The 18,443-nt window shown below is 70.5% G+C and carries 11 protein-coding genes and 2 tRNA genes; 10 read left to right on the forward strand and 3 right to left on the reverse strand.

The window, feature by feature from the left end; all coding sequences use genetic code 11:
* Positions 1-62 precede the first annotated feature (62 nt).
* From ACIRSS_RS36245 to ACIRSS_RS36260, 4 genes are all read left to right on the forward strand, one after another.
* The gene (locus ACIRSS_RS36245) at positions 63-3,425 is read left to right on the forward strand and encodes a S8 family peptidase (RefSeq protein WP_400903276.1); all 3,363 of its coding nucleotides are present in this window, start codon (positions 63-65) and stop codon (positions 3,423-3,425) included.
* Positions 3,426-3,653: 228 nt separating this feature from the next.
* The gene (locus ACIRSS_RS36250; RefSeq protein ID WP_400903279.1) at positions 3,654-4,694 is read left to right on the forward strand and encodes a 3-isopropylmalate dehydrogenase; all 1,041 of its coding nucleotides are present in this window, start codon (positions 3,654-3,656) and stop codon (positions 4,692-4,694) included.
* A gap of 813 nt (positions 4,695-5,507) precedes the next feature.
* On the forward strand, positions 5,508-7,139 hold the full coding sequence (gene cimA / locus ACIRSS_RS36255) for a citramalate synthase (RefSeq protein ID WP_400903281.1): 1,632 nt from the start codon (positions 5,508-5,510) through the stop codon (positions 7,137-7,139).
* Between the two features lie 4 nt (positions 7,140-7,143).
* Positions 7,144-7,914, forward strand: coding sequence for a fumarylacetoacetate hydrolase family protein (locus tag ACIRSS_RS36260; RefSeq protein ID WP_400903284.1), 771 nt, complete (start codon positions 7,144-7,146; stop codon positions 7,912-7,914).
* Here ACIRSS_RS36260 and ACIRSS_RS36265 read toward each other — a convergent pair.
* Positions 7,911-9,161, reverse strand: a complete 1,251-nt coding sequence (locus tag ACIRSS_RS36265) for an FAD-dependent oxidoreductase (protein ID WP_400903287.1) — start codon at positions 9,159-9,161, stop codon at positions 7,911-7,913. The two genes, ACIRSS_RS36260 and ACIRSS_RS36265, sit on opposite strands and share 4 nt — an antisense overlap.
* A gap of 95 nt (positions 9,162-9,256) precedes the next feature.
* Between ACIRSS_RS36265 and gltX the strand changes: the two genes are divergently transcribed.
* The 4 genes from gltX to ACIRSS_RS36285 all read left to right on the forward strand — a co-directional run bounded on the left by gltX (position 9,257) and on the right by ACIRSS_RS36285 (position 11,969).
* Positions 9,257-10,735, forward strand: coding sequence for a glutamate--tRNA ligase (gene gltX, locus ACIRSS_RS36270; protein WP_400903290.1), 1,479 nt, complete (start codon positions 9,257-9,259; stop codon positions 10,733-10,735).
* A gap of 202 nt (positions 10,736-10,937) precedes the next feature.
* On the forward strand, positions 10,938-11,672 hold the full coding sequence (locus ACIRSS_RS36275; RefSeq protein ID WP_400904021.1) for an HAD family hydrolase: 735 nt from the start codon (positions 10,938-10,940) through the stop codon (positions 11,670-11,672).
* A 50-nt stretch (positions 11,673-11,722) separates the two neighbouring features.
* Positions 11,723-11,794: transfer RNA gene (locus ACIRSS_RS36280), tRNA-Gln, on the forward strand.
* 102 nt (positions 11,795-11,896) lie between these two features.
* Positions 11,897-11,969, forward strand: a tRNA-Glu gene (locus tag ACIRSS_RS36285).
* Positions 11,970-12,040: 71 nt separating this feature from the next.
* On the opposite strand, the gene ACIRSS_RS36290 is transcribed toward ACIRSS_RS36285, so the two are convergent.
* Positions 12,041-15,346, reverse strand: coding sequence for a protein kinase (locus tag ACIRSS_RS36290; protein ID WP_400903293.1), 3,306 nt, complete (start codon positions 15,344-15,346; stop codon positions 12,041-12,043).
* Positions 15,347-16,033, reverse strand: coding sequence for a DUF7019 family protein (locus ACIRSS_RS36295; protein ID WP_400903296.1), 687 nt, complete (start codon positions 16,031-16,033; stop codon positions 15,347-15,349). It abuts the gene before it with no gap.
* Between the two features lie 234 nt (positions 16,034-16,267).
* Here ACIRSS_RS36295 and ACIRSS_RS36300 point away from each other — a divergent pair, with 234 nt between their 5' ends.
* The gene (locus ACIRSS_RS36300; RefSeq protein ID WP_400903298.1) at positions 16,268-16,957 is read left to right on the forward strand and encodes a M15 family metallopeptidase; all 690 of its coding nucleotides are present in this window, start codon (positions 16,268-16,270) and stop codon (positions 16,955-16,957) included.
* Between the two features lie 370 nt (positions 16,958-17,327).
* On the forward strand, positions 17,328-18,011 hold the full coding sequence (locus ACIRSS_RS36305) for an HU family DNA-binding protein (RefSeq protein WP_400903301.1): 684 nt from the start codon (positions 17,328-17,330) through the stop codon (positions 18,009-18,011).
* Positions 18,012-18,443 lie beyond the last annotated feature (432 nt).

Consider the following 18,443-nt stretch of genomic DNA (forward strand, 5'->3'; position numbering starts at 1 on the left):
CGTCGGGGGTGTCCGGAGCGGCAGGCAGGTTCGGGTCCAGACCTCGGGTAAGGGGCCGACTGATGAGCAGATCCCGCCTACCCGCGCGCGCGACCACGGCGGCCTTCGCCGTGGTGCTCGCCGCCGCGCTGGGAGCGCCGGTCGCGACGGCGGCAGACGCGCCGCTGGCCGACGGAGTGGCGCCGGCGAAGATCGACGACGCCAAGCTGCAGGGCAAGGTTTCGCCCCGGCTCGGCGCCGCGCAGGGCCGCGTCACCGCGTTCGTCGAGCTGGCCAAGAAGCCCGCCGTCGACGCGTTCACCTCGGCGCAGCCCCAGGGCAAGGAGGCCGCCAAGCGCGCCGCCCGCGCCGCGAAGGACGACACCGCGGCCGCGGTGAACTCGGTGCTGGGCCAGCTGCGCTCGGCCGACGCCAAGCCGCAGGTCGTCACGCAGACCGCCAACGCCGTCCCGGGCGTGGTCGTCACGGCCGACGCCGCGAAGCTGCGTGACATCGCGAAGCGCGCCGACGTCGTTTCGGTGCGCACGGTCGTGCCGAAGACCCGCACCAACGCCAGTGCCGAGCAGCTGACCAACACGCTCGCCGCGTGGCAGCAGACCGGCAAGTTCGGCGACGGCGTCCGCATCGGCGTCATCGACGACGGCATCGACTACACCCACGCCGACTTCGGTGGCCCCGGCACGCCGGCCGCCTACAAGAGCGTCGACTCCACCAAGCCGACCCCGCTCTTCCCGAGCGCCAAGGTCGTCGGCGGCACCGACCTCGTCGGCGACGACTACGACGCCGCCACGGCCGGCAAGACCACCCCGAAGCCGGACCCGAACCCGCTCGCCTGCGGTGAGCACGGCACGCACGTCGCCGGCACCATCGGCGGCTTCGGCGTCACCGCGGACGGCAAGACCTTCAAGGGCGACTACAAGAAGCTGGACGCCAAGAAGGTCGACGCGATGCAGATCGGCCCGGGCACGGCGCCGAAGTCGCTCCTCTACGCCATCAAGGTGTTCGGCTGCGTCGGCTCGACGAACGTCACCTCGCAGGCCCTGGACTGGGCCCTCGACCCGGACGGCGACGGCGACTTCACCGACCACCTCGACATCGTCAACCTCTCGCTGGGTTCGGACTTCGGCGCGCCGGACGACCCGGACTCGCTGTTCGTGCGCAAGCTCGCCGCGAACAACGTGCTGCCGGTGATCTCCGCGGGCAACGGCGGCGACATCAACGACATCGCCGGCTCCCCGGGCAACACCCCCGAGGCGCTGACCGTCGCCAGCACGCGTGACGCGGGCGTCCTGCGCGACGCCGCTGAAGTCAAGGCGCCCACGACCGCGGCGGGCCAGAAGACCGGGCAGTACAGCCAGAACTACGCCGGCTACGACACGCTGAACCTGACCGCGCCGGTCGTCGCGCTGTCCGCGTCGAACAGCGCCGGCTGCGCGCCGTACTCCGCCGCGGACAAGGCGAAGGCGGCCGGCAAGTTCGTCTGGCTGGAGTGGGACGACAACGACTCGACCCGCGCCTGCGGTTCGGCCGCGCGCGCGAACAACGCGCAGGCCGCGGGGGCGAAGGGCGCGCTGCTTTCGTCCACTTTGGAGCACTTCAGCGCGGGTATCGCGGGCAACGCGGCGATCCCGGTGTTCCAGTTCACCGGTTCCGCGACCAAGACGCTGCGCGCGGCGCTGACCGCGGGCACGCTGCAGGTCCGGCTCTACGGAACCGGGCGTGCCTCGATCCAGACCTACGACAAGACGATCGTGGACACGCCGAGCTCGTTCACCTCGCGCGGCACCCGCGGCCCGGCCGTCAAGCCGGACCTCGCCGCGCCGGGTGACACGATCACCTCGGCGTTCCGCGGCAGCGGCAACGGCCGGACGGTCCTGAGCGGCACGTCGATGGCGGCGCCGCACACCGCGGGCATCACCGCGCTGGTCCGCCAGTCCCACCCGGACTGGTCGGTCGAGGAGGTCAAGGCGTCGGTCATCGACACCGCCGGCCACGACGTCTCCGACGGCGCGGGCCACACCTACGCGCCGCAGCGCGTCGGCAGCGGCCGGATCGACGCCAAGGCGGCGCTGGACAACCAGGTGCTCGCCTACGTCGTCGACGACCCGGGCGCGGTGAGCGTCAGCTTCGGCACGGTCGAGGCGTCCGGTCCGGTGACGCTGTCGAAGACGATCAAGCTCGTCAACAAGGGCGTCACGGCCGCCGAGTACTCGGTGGCCTACCAGGCGGTCGACGCGCTGCCGGGCGTCGAGTACACAGTGGACAAGCCGACGGTGAAGCTGACCCCGCGCGGGACCGCCAAGGTCAAGGTGACGCTGAAGATCACCGACCCGAAGGCGCTGCGCAAGGTCATGGACCCGACCATGCAGGCCACCCAGGCCGGCCTGGCGCGGCAGTTCGTCGCCGACGCTTCCGGGCGGGTCGCCTTCACGCCCACCAGCGGCGCCAAGGTGCCGCTGCGGGTTTCGGTCTACTCGGCGCCGAAGCCGGTGTCGACGATTTCGACGCCGCCGTCGGTGAAGTTCACGCCGGATGCCACCCAGGCCGTGCTCAACCTGACCGGCAAGGGCGTCGACCAGGGCACCGGCGCGCAGCGGTACCGCTCGCTGATCAGCGTGCTCGAGCTGCAGGCGGAGTCCCCGCAGCTGCCCGAGTGCGACGCGGACGTCGTCACCGACTGCACGGTGAACAAGACGGCCAAGGGCGGCGACCTCCGCTACATCGGCGCGGCTTCCACCGCGCCGCTGGCGAAGGCGCAGGGTGAGCCGGAGAACGCGCTCCTCGCGTTCGGCCTGTCCACCTGGGGCGACTGGGCGAACATCGGCAGCAACACCTCGCCGTTCGTCGACATCGACACCACCGGGGACGGCACGCCGGACTTCGAGACCTACGTGACCAAGGCGACGTCCACGGACGTGCTGCTGGCCGTCACGGTCGCGCTGACCCCGGGCTTCCCGCAGGTGGACGTCCAGGCCGTCAACGGGCAGCTCGGCGACGTGGACACGAACGTGTTCGACACGAACGTGATCACGCTGCCGGTTTCCCTGGCCGCGCTGGGCATCGACGCGAACGCCGACAGCCACCGGATCTCCTACACGGTGGGCGTGAGCGGTTTCTACGTCGCGCCGGGCACGACGAACGGGCTGATCGACTACGTCGGCACGCCGCTTTCGTTCGACGCGCTCGCGCCGGGCTACTCGGTGCAGGGTGGCGGCGACGCCGCGCTGGGCTACGTCGCGAAGCCGGGGACGACGCTGGTCGTCACCCGGAACGCGGCTTCGGCCGCGGCCGACAACGCCCTCGGGCTGCTCGCCATCGAGCACCACAACGCCGCGGGGAACCGGGCGAACGTGGTCAAGGTGGACGCCGCCCAGGGCGCCCGGCCGGGGAACGACCGTCAGCCGATCGGGGCTGGTCACCGCTAGTCCCGGGCAAGATCGATCAGTGCAGGCACAGGGGCGTTCCCGGTGGGTTTCCGCCGGGGACGCCCCGCTGCAGTTCCCCCGATCGGGTGTCTCACCCTGCGGGAGGATGCGGCATAAGGGTGGTGCGGCTACGGCCGTTTGTCTACGGCCGGTAACCTTCCGGCTGCTGGCGTTTTGTTGCGGTGGGCCATCGGTGCATCCGGTGGCCTCGTCGACGGAGGTGTGTGGATGCGGCTCGCGGTGATCCCAGGAGACGGGATCGGGCCCGAGGTGGTCTCCGAGGCGCTGAAGGTGCTCGGCGAGGTAGTACCGACGGCGGAGATCACGAACTACGACCTCGGCGCCGCGCGGTGGCACGCGACCGGTGAACTGCTCCCGGAGTCGGTGCTCGGCGAGCTCCGCCAGCACGACGCGATCCTGCTGGGCGCGGTGGGCGACCCGTCGGTGCCGAGCGGCATCCTCGAGCGCGGCCTGCTGCTGCGCCTGCGGTTCGAGATGGACCACCACGTCAACCTGCGCCCGGCGCGGCTGTACCCGGGTGTCCGGGGACCGCTGGCCGACGCGGGTGACGTCGACATGGTCGTCGTGCGCGAAGGGACCGAAGGCCCGTACGCGGGTACTGGTGGCCTGCTGCGCAAGGACACCGAGAACGAGATCGCGACGGAGGTCAGCGTCAACACGGCGTTCGGCATCCGCCGCGTGGTCGCGGACGCGTTCAACCGCGCCGAGGCCCGTCCGCGCAAGCACCTGACGCTGGTGCACAAGACCAACGTGCTCGAGTACGCGGGTTCGCTGTGGTCGCGGATCGTCGAAGAGGTCTCGCTGGAGCACCCGGAGGTGACGGTCGCCTACTCCCACGTGGACGCGGCGACGATCCACCTGGTGACGGACCCGTCCCGGTTCGACGTGATCGTGACGGACAACCTGTTCGGCGACATCATCACGGACCTGGCGGCCGCGGTGACGGGCGGCATCGGGCTCGCGGCGAGCGGGAACCTGGACATCACGCGCCGGAACCCGAGCATGTTCGAACCGGTCCACGGCTCGGCGCCCGATATCGCCGGGCAGGGACTGGCGGACCCGACGGCCGCGGTGCTGTCGGTTTCGCTGCTGCTGGACCACCTGGGTCAGAAGGAGTCGGCTCGGCGGATCGAGGCCTCGGTGGCTTTCGATTTGGCTACCCGGGACCAGTCTTCGCCGGGGGCTACCACGGCCATCGGGGACCGGTTGGCGGCTTTGGTTTCGTCCAACGTGCGTACTGCTGGTTGAGTTTTTCTCGTTCGGAAAGGCCCCGCGCCCTGGTGGTGCGGGGCTTTTTCGTGCCTGGGTCTGCTGGGGCTTGCCCTGGGCCTGGGCTGGGCGACCCTTGGCGTCGGAGTTGTCGTTCGCTTGTCCGCAGCGTCGTCGTGATGTGGGCAAGCGGGCCGCCGAACGGCTTCGGCTGGGTTGGCGACCTGGCGGTCGGAGTCGCGGCGAACGGCTTTCGGCCGGGTTCGGCGACCTTTGCCTTTGGGGTCGCCGCCCGCTTGTCCATAACTCCGCCGTGATGCGGCCAAGCCGGCCGCTGGATAACTTTCAGCCCGGTTTGGCGACCTCGTCGTCGGAATCGCCGCGGGCTGCCGAACGGCTTCCGGCAGCCGAACGGCTTCCGTCCGCGTCCGGCGATCTTGCCGCTGGAGTCGGCCTCCTTGTCCACAACCCCGCCGTGATGTGGGCAATCAAGCCGCCGAACGGCTTTCCGACCGGTTTTGTCGGCCGCCGCCGGTAAACTGGACCGGGGTCAGCCCCCAGGGATGGGTGGGGCCTGCTTGTCCGGGCGGGGGCGGGCAAATTCCGGCGAAGCCGGAGCATCGGGCGCCGTTCCTCGAAGCGCCGGCGCCGGCCCGCGTTCCCGGATGGTGGGAGCTTGACCCAGTTTGTGGACTTCCCGCGAACCCCTGTGGCATGATGCGACCGTGACCAGCTTCGCGATCATTATCATCGAGCGCGCCGGACGGTAGCTCCACAAGAGCACCCGGCGCGCAACCTCTCGCACCCATGCGGGAGGTTTTTTTGTTGCCACGAAACGATTGGGAGAAGACCGTGACCCGCCAGGAGCCCGCCGATACCCCGCTCGGCGATGCCTTCCACCTCTACGACACGACCCTGCGCGACGGTGCGCAGCGGGAGGGCATCTCCTACTCCGTCCAGGACAAGCTCGCCGTCGCGCGGCTGCTGGACGAGCTGGGCGTCGGGTTCATCGAAGGTGGCTGGCCCGGGGCTCTCCCCAAGGACACGGAGTTCTTCGCCCGCGCCGCGAAAGGCGAACTCAAACTCAACCACGCCGCCCTCGTCGCTTTCGGGGCGACGCGCAAGGCCGGCACCACCGCCGACGCCGATCCGCAGGTCCGGGCCCTTCTCGCCAGCGAAGCCCCCGTCATCACCCTCGTCGCTAAGTCCGATCTGCGGCACATCGAACGCGCCCTCCGCGTCGATGTCGACGAAGCCTGCGCCATGGTCAAGGACACCGTCGAATTCCTCGTCAAAGAAGGCCGGCGCGTTTTCCTCGACGCCGAGCACTTCTTCGACGGCTACGCGTTTTCGCCCGAAACCTCGCTCAGGGTCCTCGACGCCGCCGCGCACGCGGGCGCCGATGTCCTCGTGCTCTGCGACACCAACGGCGGCCAGCTGCCGCTCGGGCTCGCCGAGACCGTCAAGACCGTCAAGGAAAAGACCGGGTTCCGCCTCGGAATCCACTGTCAGGACGACACTTCCTGCGCCGTGGCGAACTCCGTCGCCGCGGTGCAGGCCGGCGCGACGCACGTCCAGTGCACCGCCAACGGTTACGGGGAGCGGGCCGGCAACGCCGACCTCTTCGCCGTGACAGGGAACCTCGTGACCAAGCTCGGCATGGACGTCCTCCCGACCGGAGGAGCGGCCGAGCTGACCCGGGTCTCCCATGCCCTTGCCGAAATCGCCAACCTCGCCCCCTACACCCACCAGGCTTACGTAGGGGCGTCGGCTTTCGCCCACAAGGCGGGACTGCACGCGAGCGCGATCAAGGTGGATCCGTTGCTGTACAACCACATCGATCCGTCTTCCGTCGGCAACGACATGCGGGTACTGGTCACCGAGATGGCCGGCAGGGCCAGCCTCGAGCTCAAGGGACGTGAGCTCGGGGTCGACCTTGCCGGCCGGCCCGAGGCGCTGACGAGCGCCATCACCAAGGTCAAGCGCCTCGAATCCGAAGGCTGGTCCTTCGAGGCCGCCGACGCCTCCCTCGAGCTCCTGCTGCGCCAGGAGGCCGACGTGCCCGCCGAGGCGCCGTTCGAGCTCGAGTCCTACCGCGTGGTCCTCGACCACCGCGCCGACGCCGAGGTCGTATCCGAGGCCACGGTCAAGGTGCACGTCGGCGGCCAGCGCGTCATCGCCACCGCCGAGGGCATCGGCCCGGTGCACGCCCTCGACGCCGCGCTCCGGAAAGCCCTGAGCCCCCACCTGTCCTGGTTGGACAGTGTGGAGCTCGCCGACTACAAGGTCCGCATCCTGCAGGGCCACCCCGGCACCGACGCCGTGACGCGCGTGCTGGTCGAGAGCACCGACGGCGAACGCGAGTGGACCACCGTCGGCGTGCACGGCAACATCGTCGAGGCCAGCTGGCTGGCGTTGTGCGACGCGCTCGTGCACAAGAGCACCACCGTGGCCCCGGTCACGGAAACAGCGGACGTAGACTGACCACGTGCGCCTAGCCCGTATTGCTCATCCCGGTGGTGTCGCGTTCGCTTCGGTCGAAGGGGACGGTGACGACGCCCAGGTCCTGGAGATCGCCGAGCACCCGTTCGGCCAGCCCAACTTCACCGGCAAGCGGTGGCCGCTGGCCGACGTCCGGCTGCTCGCGCCGATCCTGCCGTCCAAGGTGATCGCCGTCGGCCGCAACTACGCCAAGCACGCGGCCGAGTTCGGCAACGAGGTGCCCAGTGCCCCGATGCTGTTCCTCAAGCCGTCGACCACGGTCATCGGCCCGAACGCGGCGATCCGCCGTCCGTCGGACGTCGGCCGCGTCGACTTCGAGGGCGAGCTGGCCATCGTCATCGGCCAGCCGGTGAAGAACGTGCCCGCCGCCCGCGCCGCGAGCGCGATCCTCGGCTACACGGTCGCCAACGACGTCAGCGCCCGCGACCTGCAGAAGTCCGACGGCCAGTGGGGTCGCGCCAAGGGCTTCGACACGTTCTGCCCGCTCGGCCCGTGGATCGAGACGTCGCTCGACGCGTCCGACCTCTCGCTGAAGGCCGAGGTGGACGGCGAGCTCAAGCAGGACGGCCGCACGTCCGACCTGGTCCACAAGATCCCCGAGCTGGTCGAGTTCGTCTCCGGCGTGATGACGCTGCTGCCCGGCGACGTCATCCTCACCGGCACGCCCGAGGGCGTCGGCCCGATCGAGGGTGGCCAGAGCGTCTCGATCACCATCGAAGGCATCGGCACCCTGACCAACCCGGTCGAGAACGTCTAGTTCGTCACCGCCGGCTCCATCGGCCGCCGGGCGAACGCCGGAGCGTGCTCCGGCCGCAGCCCGAGGCCGAGGAGCCGGGCCGGGACGTACGACAGCCGCGGGAACCGCGCGAACAGCTTGATCATCGGCGCCGGCGGGCCGTTGCGCTTGCCCGCCATCACCGCGCGCATCACGGTCCGGTGCAGCAGCCGCTGCAGCCCCTGCACCAGCAGGGTCGGCGCCAGCCGCCGGGCGCGCACCTTCGCCAGGTCCGCCGGCGACGGACGGCCTCGGCGCAGCGGCTCGGCCAGCAGCGTCGCCGCCGCGACCGCGTCCTGCACCGCCAGGTTGATGCCGACCCCGCCGATCGGGGACATCGCGTGCGCCGCGTCACCGATGCACAGCAGCCCGTCGACGTGCCACTTGCGCAGCAGGTTGAGCCGCACGTCGAGGAACTTGACGTCGTCCATCGACTCGAGCTCGTGCACGCGGTCGGTGAACTCGGGGCAGATTTGCGTGACGTTGTGGCGGAACGCCTCGATGCCCTGCTCGCGGAGGTCCTCGCCCTTCGGGCCGAGGTAGGCGACCTGGAAGAAGTCGGGCCGGGGGAGCGGTACCGCGAAGCGGCGGTCACGCATCCTCGGCATGAGCATGCCGTCCGCGTCCCCCTCCTGCCGTGAAAGCCGGAACCACCAGACGTCGAACGGGCAGTCGTACTCCCGCGGAACCAGGCCGGCTTCGCGGCGGGCCGGCGACCAGCGACCGTCGGCGGCGATCACCAGGTCCGCGCGGATTTCCCCGGTCTCGCCGGCGGCCGTGCGGTACGTGATCCCGGCGACCCGGCCGTGCTCGCGGACCAGGCCGGTGCACTCGGTCTCCATCCGCTGGACGAACGTCGGCTCCTTGCGCGCGCTTTCGGCGAGCAGGTCGAGGAAGTCCCACTGCGGCACCATCGCGATGTACGGGTGGGCGACCTTCAACCGGGTGAAGTCGGCCAGCTTCATCAGCTCGCCGTTGTCCTGGGGGAAGCCCGCGAAGCGCAGCTCGCTGTGCGGCAGCGCGTGGAACTTCTCGCCCAGGCCCAGCTCGTCGAGCAGCGTGAGCGTCGACGGGTGGACCGTGTCCCCGCGGAAGTCGCGCAGGAAGTCCGCGTGCTTCTCCAGCACCGTCACCTCGACGCCGGCCCGGGCCAGCAGGAGCCCCGTGACCATCCCGGCCGGCCCGCCACCGATGACGACGCAGCCCGTGCGCTCGGTCATCTCGACCATCTCCCCATCTATTCATCACCTGTTGAATAAACCGAGGATGCCCCGGACCGGTCCCCGGCGTCAAGCGTTGTGGCGACGGATACGCTGATCGGGCTATGAGTGAGACATCGGTGGTTCGCGCGCGCTTCTGTCCTTCGCCGACCGGCACCCCGCACGTCGGGCTGATCCGCACGGCGCTGTTCAACTGGGCCTTCGCCCGGCACAACCAGGGGCAACTGGTGTTCCGGATCGAAGACACCGACGCCGCGCGCGACTCGCAGGAGTCCTACGAGCAGCTCCTCGACGGGCTGCGCTGGCTCGGCATCGACTGGGACGAGGGTCCCGAGGCCGGTGGCGAGTACGGGCCGTACCGCCAGAGCGAGCGGCGCGCGATCTACGCCGACGTCGCCGCGAAGCTCCTCGAAGCGGGGGAGCTGTACGAAGCGTTCTCGACCAACGAGGAGGTCGAGGCGCGGCGCAAGGCGGCCGGCCTGGACCCCAAGCTGGGCTACGACAACTTCGACCGCGACCTCACCGCCGAGCAGATCGCCGCGTACCGCGCCGAAGGCCGCGCGCCGGTGCTGCGCCTGCGCATGCCGGACACCGACCTCGGCTGGACCGACCTGGTGCGCGGGGACATCACCTTCCCGGCCAACACGATCCCGGACCCGGTGCTGGTGCGCGCCAACGGCGAGCCGCTGTACACGCTGACCAACCCGGTCGACGACGCGCTGATGAAGATCACGCACGTCCTGCGCGGCGAGGACCTGCTGCCGTCGACGCCCCGCCAGCTGGCGCTCTACGCGGCGCTGGAGCGCATCGGTGTCGCGGAGTTCACACCGCGGTTCGGCCACCTGCCCTACGTCATGGGCGAGGGCAACAAGAAACTGTCCAAACGCGACCCTTCGTCGAACCTCTTCAACTACCGCGACCGCGGGTTCATCCGCGAGGGCCTGCTCAACTACCTGGCCCTGCTGGGCTGGTCGATCGCCGACGACCGCGACGTCTTCAGCGTCGAGGAGATGATCGCCGCCTTCGACGTCACGAAGGTCAGCGCCAACCCGGCGCGCTTCGACCTCAAGAAGGCCGAAGCGATCAACGGCACCCACGTGCGGGCGTTGCCGGCGGCCGAATTCGTTTCGCGCGTGACGCCGTACCTCGTCACCGCGGGTGTCCTTCCGGAATCGCCGAGCGAGCAGCAGCTGGCCCGGCTGAACGCGATCGCGCCGCTGGTGCAGGAACGCGTCACGGTGCTTTCGGACGCGGCGCCCATGGTGCGTTTCCTGTTCACCGACGAGGACGCTTTCGCGCCGGAAGAAGACGCGGCGGCGAAGAACCTCGGCGAAGCGGCGCAGCCGGTGCTCACCGCGGCGGTCGAGGCGCTCGAAGCGCTGCCGTCGTGGGAGACGGAGGCCATCGAGCAGGCGCTCAAAGACGCCCTTGTGGACGGTCTGGGTCTCAAGCCCCGCAAGGCTTTCGCGCCGGTTCGCGTCGCCGTGACCGGACGGACGGTTTCTCCTCCCCTGTACGAATCGATGGAACTGCTCGGCCGCGACGTCTCACTGGGACGTCTTCGCCGCGCGTTGGTCGGATAACCGACAGAAGACGGTTCGCCAACTGGGAGTAGAGCCGGTGCGCCGGAACAGGGGAGCGGCAATCACCTCTTTGGCAGCGTCGCGAACGCGGCGGTTGCCCTAGCCTCACTGGGTGGATTTCGCTGTGGCACCCCGGACCCCGTCGCGAACCGCCCCCACCGAGGCGGCGCCCGAACCCTGGGCGCCGCCTCGGCTGCGCTTGGTGTGCTTGGACATCGACGACACCCTGATCGACTGCACGGCCGCGATCCGCCGCAGCCTCCACATCCTGACCGGCCGGGGCGACCTGTGGCCGTTGTGGGACCTCATCACCGAAGAGCACGTCGCGCTCGTCGTCGCCGGCGAAATCGACTACGCGACGATGCACCAGCGCCGCACCGACTGCTTCCTCGCCGAGATCGGCATCCTCGCCGACGCCGAGCAGGTGAGTTCGTTCGAGCGCCGCCGAAGAGAGCTGCTCGACCACTCGTGGCAGCTGTTCGACGACGTCCTCGACTGCCTGGAGTGGCTGCGCGCGGCCGGCCTGATGCTGGCCGCCGTGACGAACGCTTCCGGGGGCCACCAGCGCAAGAAGATCGCCGACCTGGGGCTGGCGCCGTTCTTCGACCACATCGCCATCGCCGGCGAGCTCGGGGTGGCGAAACCCGATCCGGTGATGTTCCACACGGTCTGCCTCGGCCTGGACTGCGCTCCCGCCCAGGCGGTCCACGTCGGCGACAAACTGGACACGGACGCGATCGGCGCCCGCGACGCGGGTCTCGGAGCGGTCTGGCTCGACCGCGACGCCATCGGCGAACGCGTCCCCGAGGGCGTCCACCGCGTAGCCGGGCTGGCCGAGCTGCCTGAGCTGCTGGTTTCGGAGTACGCGACGATCGGCGTCCCGGCCCAGCGGGTCAGTGGGACCCCCGCCTTCACGGTGCGGAACGGCGTGCTCTAGTATTTCTCCTCGTGCGGTGCTGAACCGGCCAAGCCGGATCGGTACCTCACTGGGGTATGGTGTAATTGGCAGCACGACTGGTTCTGGTCCAGTTAGTCTAGGTTCGAGTCCTGGTACCCCAGCTGCGGAGAGTGACCCCCTTGCGGAGCGAGAAATCGCCTCTGGTAAGTTCTCTCCAGCAAGAAAAACAGAAAAGCCCCTGGGAAACCAGGGAAAGATCCTAAGCCCCCGTCGTCTAGCGGCCTAGGACGCCGGCCTCTCACGCCGGTAGCGTGGGTTCGAATCCCATCGGGGGTACGTCGAAAACCCGTCTGACCCAGGTCAGGCGGGTTTTTTCGTGCGCCCGGTGATCGTCCTTCCCGGACTCTTCAGCGCGGCCGGTAGTCCCAGTCCAGTTCCCAGCATTGGATGTGGTGGATACCGACGACGGCGAGGGCCGCGCACCCGTCGGCCGATATCTCGACCGCCTCGACTTCCTCGGCGCATTCGATCTCGGTGACCAGGTTGCCGGTCGGCACGTGCCACAGCCGGATCTGGCGGGTGGCCGCGGTGAGCAGGAGGTCGCCGTCGGCGGTCAGCGCCAACGACGTCACGCGTTCGTCGGCCACGTCCACCACGGCTTCGGGTGCGCCCGCGACGGCCAGCACGATGTCCCCGTGGTTGTCGAAGCTCTGCCGGGTGGCGACGACGACCCGGCCGTCGGCACTGGCCACGACGGACCCGGCCCCGGTCGTCTCGACCCCGCCGCCCGGGTGGGTGCGCCGGAGGCGGACGAGCCCGCCGGAGAACAGGGCCGTCTCGCGCACCGCGGTGAGGGTGCGGGCATCGAGGACGCGGGCGCGCCCGTCGTCCTTCACCAGCACGGCGACGTCGCCGGACAGCACGACCCGCTCGTCGGCGTGCACGGACCACCCGTGCACGCCCTGGCCGGTCAGCCGGTTGCGCAGGACGCTGATTCCGTTCCGCCGCACGAACTCGAACGCGGGGTTCTCGACCTTCAGCACGGGCTGCCCGCTGTCGTCCCGGACGACCACCCCGGCGAGGCGGGCCGTCTTGAGGTCCCACAACACTTCGGCGCGCTCGGAGTCCTCGGTGAGCACGTGCCGGTCGTCGGCGCAGGGGATCGCGTACTCCAAGGCCAGCTCGTGCTGGTCCCGCGCCGTCCGCACCTCACCCGTGCGCAGGTCGTGGACGCGCACGCCGCGGCCGAAGTGGTCCGCGAAGGCGTAGCGCAGGTCCCGGGTGACCGCGGTCCGGCCGGTCAGGACGTCGTCGAAGCGACGCGTGGGCCACACGCCCGCGAAGGCGGTCCGTTCGCTGACCGCGCCGATCCGCCGCCACAACGTGCGGAGCTCGGGGTGCCTGCGGTAGGCGGGCATCCCGCGCACGAGCTCCAGCTGCCGCCGGGCATCGGTGTGGCGGCCGGTTTCCAGGAGGTCGCGGGCCAGGTCGAGGTTCTCCGCGGCCACCAGCGCGTCGCCGGCCAAGCGATCGGTCGGCTGCGGACGGGCGTAGCTCCACGGCGCGGCGGGCCCCGGTTCGGGGATGTGGACGACCGCGGTGGTGTGGACGGTCCGGGGCGTGCGGCTGCCGAGCACGACCAGCACCGTTCGCCCCTCGGCGTCCGCGGTGACCGTCATCGGGCTGCGCGATTCCACGGTGGTGGTGAACGTGCACCGGCCCTCGTCGAGGCGCCATCCCTGCAGCAGCAGGTCGAAGGTCTTCACCGCGGTGCGGCCGTCGTCGGCGACGGCCAGCCAGCCGAAGCCGCCGCCCCACGGCACGGCGCTGCCGAGGTTCCGGGCTTCGAACGCCGTCAGGTCCAGCAGCACCATTTCGCCGGCTTCCGTGGCGGAGAGGGCGAACCGCGCGGAGGGGCTGATCGTGCAGTTCCCCTGCAGGCGGGCGTGTTTCCAGAGCTGCACGCCGGTGCTGACTTCCACCACCCGCAACGTCCAGTCGTTGCCGTCGAAGACAGCCACCCGCCGGTTGTCGGCGGTGATCGCGATCGCCCAGCCGAAGCCGCCGACGGGTTTCGCTCCCGTGCCGCCGAGCACGTCGACGGTGTCGCGCAGCAGCCGCACCGAGCCGTCGTCCCCGACCGCGGCCACGAGGGTGCCGTCGGGACTGACCGCGACGGCCTCGACCTCGCCCGGCGGCAGCTCGACCGTGCGGGTGCATTCGCCCGTCGCCGTGTCCCAGACGCGCACCCGGCCGTGCCCGTCGACCGACACCAGAATCCGGCCGTCGGCGCTCAAGGACACCGACCGCACGCGGTCTTCGTGCCCGGTCAGGATCTGCCGCACCCGTTCGTCCGGCAGCGACCAGACTTCGATCTCCGCGTCCCGGAACGTCACCGCGGCCACCCGGCCGTCGGCGCTCAAGGCGATCGGGTTCTTGCGGTTCGTGTAGACCGTGCCGGGCCTCGTCGTGACGCGGCGGTCCGGCAGGGCGTGGGCCGCTTCGGTGTCGGGGCTGTCGGGCAGATCCCGCAGCAGGCGCAGCGCCGCGTCCTTGTCGCCGCGCTCGATGTGGACGAGCGTGAGCAGGTGATCGGCTGTCCGGTCGCCGGCGTGGCCCAGGCGCACCGCTTCCAGTTCGGCGACCAGCTGCCGGTCGGTCTGCGTTCCCGCGCGCCACCGGCGCAGCCCGCGGTTGTAGGTGGCGTGCGGGTGGTGCGGGTCGATCCTCAGCGCGTCGTCCCAGAGCCCGTCCGCCCGCTCGGCGTGCCCGAGGTCCAGCAAGGAAAGCGCGCGGTTGGACAGGCCGTCGGCGAGCAGCGGCGCCTCGTCCGGTCGTTGCCGCGGGTACGGCTCGAACACCGCGGCCCGGTAGACCTCGGCCAGTTCGTCGGCGATCGGGCCGAAGTCCGACGGGCGCGCTTCGGGATCGTCCGTGAAGCAGCGCCGCAAGACATCGGCGACACCCCGGGGCATCGGCGGGAGGAGCGCGTCGCCGGGTTCGGACTCGAGGAACCGCTCGAACACGCTCGCCGCCGCGTGGCCGAACAGCGCGGGCGGTCCGCCGGCGAACATCTCGAACACGCTCACCGCCCACGACCACACGTCGGTCCCCGGGCCGAGCCGGTCGCCCCGGGCCTGTTCGGGCGAGCAGTACTCCGGGGTCATCCCGCCGTCGGCGGTGACGAGCGGCGCCGGCGCGTCGCCGGGGGCCCGGACGTGGGCGAGGCCGAAGTCGGTGACCTTCGCGGCGCCGTCGACGTCCAGCATGATGTTGGCGGGCTTGACGTCCTGGTGGACGACGCCTCGCTCGTGCGCGTGCCCGAGGCCCCAGGCGCACTGGATCGCCAGGTCGAGGATCCGGCGGACCGCCGTGCGGTGGCCACCGCGGTAGAGCGCGCGACCGCGGACGGCTTCGGCGAGACTGCCGCCGTCGACCCACTCGGCGAAAACCCTTGGCGTGCCGTCGACCCGGCGGACGTAGGCGCAGCTGACCAGGTGCGGGTGCGTGCCGAGGCCGACCCAGGCCTCCGCCTCGGCCTCGAACCGCTCGGCGTCGGCGGGGGAGGAAACCAGTTCCCGACGCGGGGTCTTGACGGCGAGCTCGATGCCCCACTGGCGGTGCCACACCCGGTAGACCAGGCCCATGCCGCCGGTCGTGACGACGTCGCGAACCTCGTACACGCCGAGCACGACGTCCCCCGGCGACCACATCTAGTCCACCAGCGCCACGTACAAGGGGCTGCCGAGCAGCACCCGCGTTCCCGCGGTCGTCGGGCTGGGGCCGTGCAGCAGGCGTTTGGCGACGAACTCGAGGTTCTGCTCCGGCCCCGGCATGGCTTCGTTGGCCCGGTGCACGGCGGCCAAGGCGGTGCGGTGGTGCTCGTCGTCCGGGTGTTTGATCGTCTCGGCCAGCGCGCCGATCCCGGGGTCCGCGCGCAACCCCGCCAGCAGCGACGGGGTCAGCGACCGGGGGATGGCCGGCGCGGCCGCGGGTGCGGCGCCGAGGAAGTGGTTGCCGGACCCGCCGAGGCCCACCACGGTGCCCTCGGCGCTGCCGCCGAAGTACGCCAGCGTCGGCTCGGCGGGGAACGGCCCCCAGCGCAGCGGCATCAGCCCCCAGAAGAACTGGCCGGGCTCGTCGACCGTGCCGAGGTCGCCGTGGTCCTCCAGGTAGCGCACCACCCGCTGCAGCCGTGCCGTGCGCTCGCCGCCGGCGGGGGCCTCCGAGGCGCGCTTCCCGCCGAAGATCTTCAGGTTCAGGCTCACCTCGGTGGTGCGCTTGCGGGTGAAGGCCGGGTCCATCTGCGCGAGCAGCATGTCGACTTTGCTGTCACTGACGTACAAGTAGTACCGGAACGACAACGTGCTCCCCATCCCCGACGGCGCCGTGTCGAGCATACCGCCGCCGTCGAGACGGGCCTGGTCACGGCGTGCCCGCCGAAGAGGTTGCCGGTTCCGGGCCGCCAAAAGACGTTTCAGTGGGGGGCGAAACGTTTTCGGCGCCGTTGACGCTATTCGCGCATCGCTGGCACTTTCGACCCGGCGAGAGCGTCTTCACCCGACTGGGGGATGGCCGGAAATGGTCCGCTCGCAACCTTTTCAGTGGATACCAAAAGGAAGTGTGTTTCCTTCATGAACCTGAGAACGAAATTGCTTGCTCTCCTCGCGTTCGCCTTGCCCGCGGTTCTGGCCGGCACGGTGCCGGCGTCGGCTTCCCCGGCCCAGACCGTGGAACTCGCGGCGCCGGCCGGCAGCGGCCTGCCCGCCTACGTCGCCGTCATCAAGCCGGTCACCGCGGAGCGGCTCGGTTCCAGCTGGCACGAGGGCTGCCCGGTCGGTCCCGACCAGCTGCGGCTGGTGAGCCTGAACTTCGTCGGTTTCGACGGTGCCGTGCACCGGGGCGAACTGGTCGTCAACGCCGACCGCGCCACCGAGGTCGCCCGCGTCTTCGCCGACCTGTACTTCGGCCGGTTCCCCATCGAGCGGATGGAGACGGTGGAGAAGTACGACTCCGACGACGACGCGTCGATGGCCGCGAACAACACGTCGGCGTTCAACTGCCGGGCGATCACCGGCGGCACCGCCTGGTCCAACCACTCCTACGGGCGCGCTATCGACATCAACACCGTGCAGAACCCGTACATCTCCGGCAGCGGCGCGGTTTACCCGCCCAACGGCGCACCGTACGTCGACCGGACGCAGACCGTGCCGGGCATGATCCACGCGGGCGACGCCACCGAGCAGGCGTTCACCACCCGCGGCTGGACCTGGGGCGGTTCTTGGGACACCCCGATCGACTACCAGCACTTCGAGAAGCCCTGACATCCCGGCGCCCCGCGCCGGGAATGAAGGGAGACGCCCAGGATCGTCGCCGGAGGGATCCGGCGGCGATCCTGCGGGGTCGGCGGTCATCGTTGTGCCGCCCGGGGTTTCCGCGACCGACATCGAACAGCTGATCGACTGCCGACCCTGTCCAATATGGACTTTGCGCGCTCGCGTGTGGCGAAATCGCAGGTCAGAGCCGTTTCGTTGGCGCGCCCGCGTCGGAGTCCCCGATGGCCTGCGGAGACTTCCCAGGCGACACAACGGAGTTCAGGGTCACCCCTGTTTGGATTTTGTGCCCTCCTGGTAATACGCTGTGTGACGTCGGCCGAGATGGGCCTGACGGCTAGTTCCACTATGGAGGACTGGAATGACGAACAAGGCCCAGCTGATCGAGGCGCTGTCGGAGCGTCTGGGCGACGACAAGAAGGTGGCTGCGCAGGCCGTTGACGGTCTGGTGGACATCATCATCCGGACGGTCAACAAGGGCGAGAAGGTCAACATCACCGGCTTCGGCGTGTTCGAGAAGCGCGCTCGCGCCGCTCGTACCGCGCGCAACCCGCGCACCGGTGAGGCCGTGAAGGTCAAGAAGACCAACGTTCCCGCCTTCCGCGCCGGCACGACGTTCAAGGACGTCATCTCCGGTTCGAAGAAGCTGCCGAAGGCCACTCCGGTCAAGCGCGCCACCGCCACCGCGACCCGGGCGACGGCCACGAAGACCGCGGCTGCCGCGGCTCCGGCCAAGGCGACGACGACCCGCACCACGCGTGCGGCCGCGGCCAAGCCGGCGACGACCACGCGGACCCGCGCCACCGCGGCCAAGCCGGCCGCGAAGGCCACGGCCGCCAAGGCCCCCGCCGCGAAGCCGGCCGCCACGAGGACCGCGGCGGCGAAGACCACCGCGGCCAAGGCCACCCCGGCCAAGGCGACCACCACGCGGGCGAAGGCCGCTGCCGCGAAGCCGGCCGCCGCTGCGAAGACCGCGACCGCGGCGAAGAAGCCGGCCGCCGCCAAGGCCCCGGCCAAGCGCACCTCGGCCGCCAAGAAGAAGTAACTCCCGTTTCATCCCCGAAGGGCCCCGCACCGGCTGGTGCGGGGCCCTTCGGCGTATTGGGGCTTTCTTGGGTGGGCCGCGGAGGATGCGTCCTGGGGCGTTGGTGCCCCGGACGGCGAGACGGGCTGCGGAGGATGCGTCCTGAGGTGTTGGTACCTGCCGAACGAGGGGCAACCAGGAAGATCCGTGCCAAGGCGTCCGCGGCGATCTCAGCGGGCCTGACGGCCGTGCTGGGCGCGAACGCCGTCGATCCGCGGCCGGATAGCTGTTCCGGGCTGGTCGGGTTCGCGTGAGTACGGGACTTCCACCCGCGTGAGGGGCCTCGGCCGGGGGGGGGGGCGGGTGGTGGGCGCCCCCCGCGGGGGGCGCCGCGCCGAAACCCCCAACAACTAAACCCCCCCCCCCCGAAAGAATGTGGGGGGGGGCCCGCAA

The sequence above is a fragment of the Amycolatopsis sp. NPDC101161 genome, from assembly GCF_044768185.1.
Lineage (GTDB): Bacteria > Actinomycetota > Actinomycetes > Mycobacteriales > Pseudonocardiaceae > Amycolatopsis.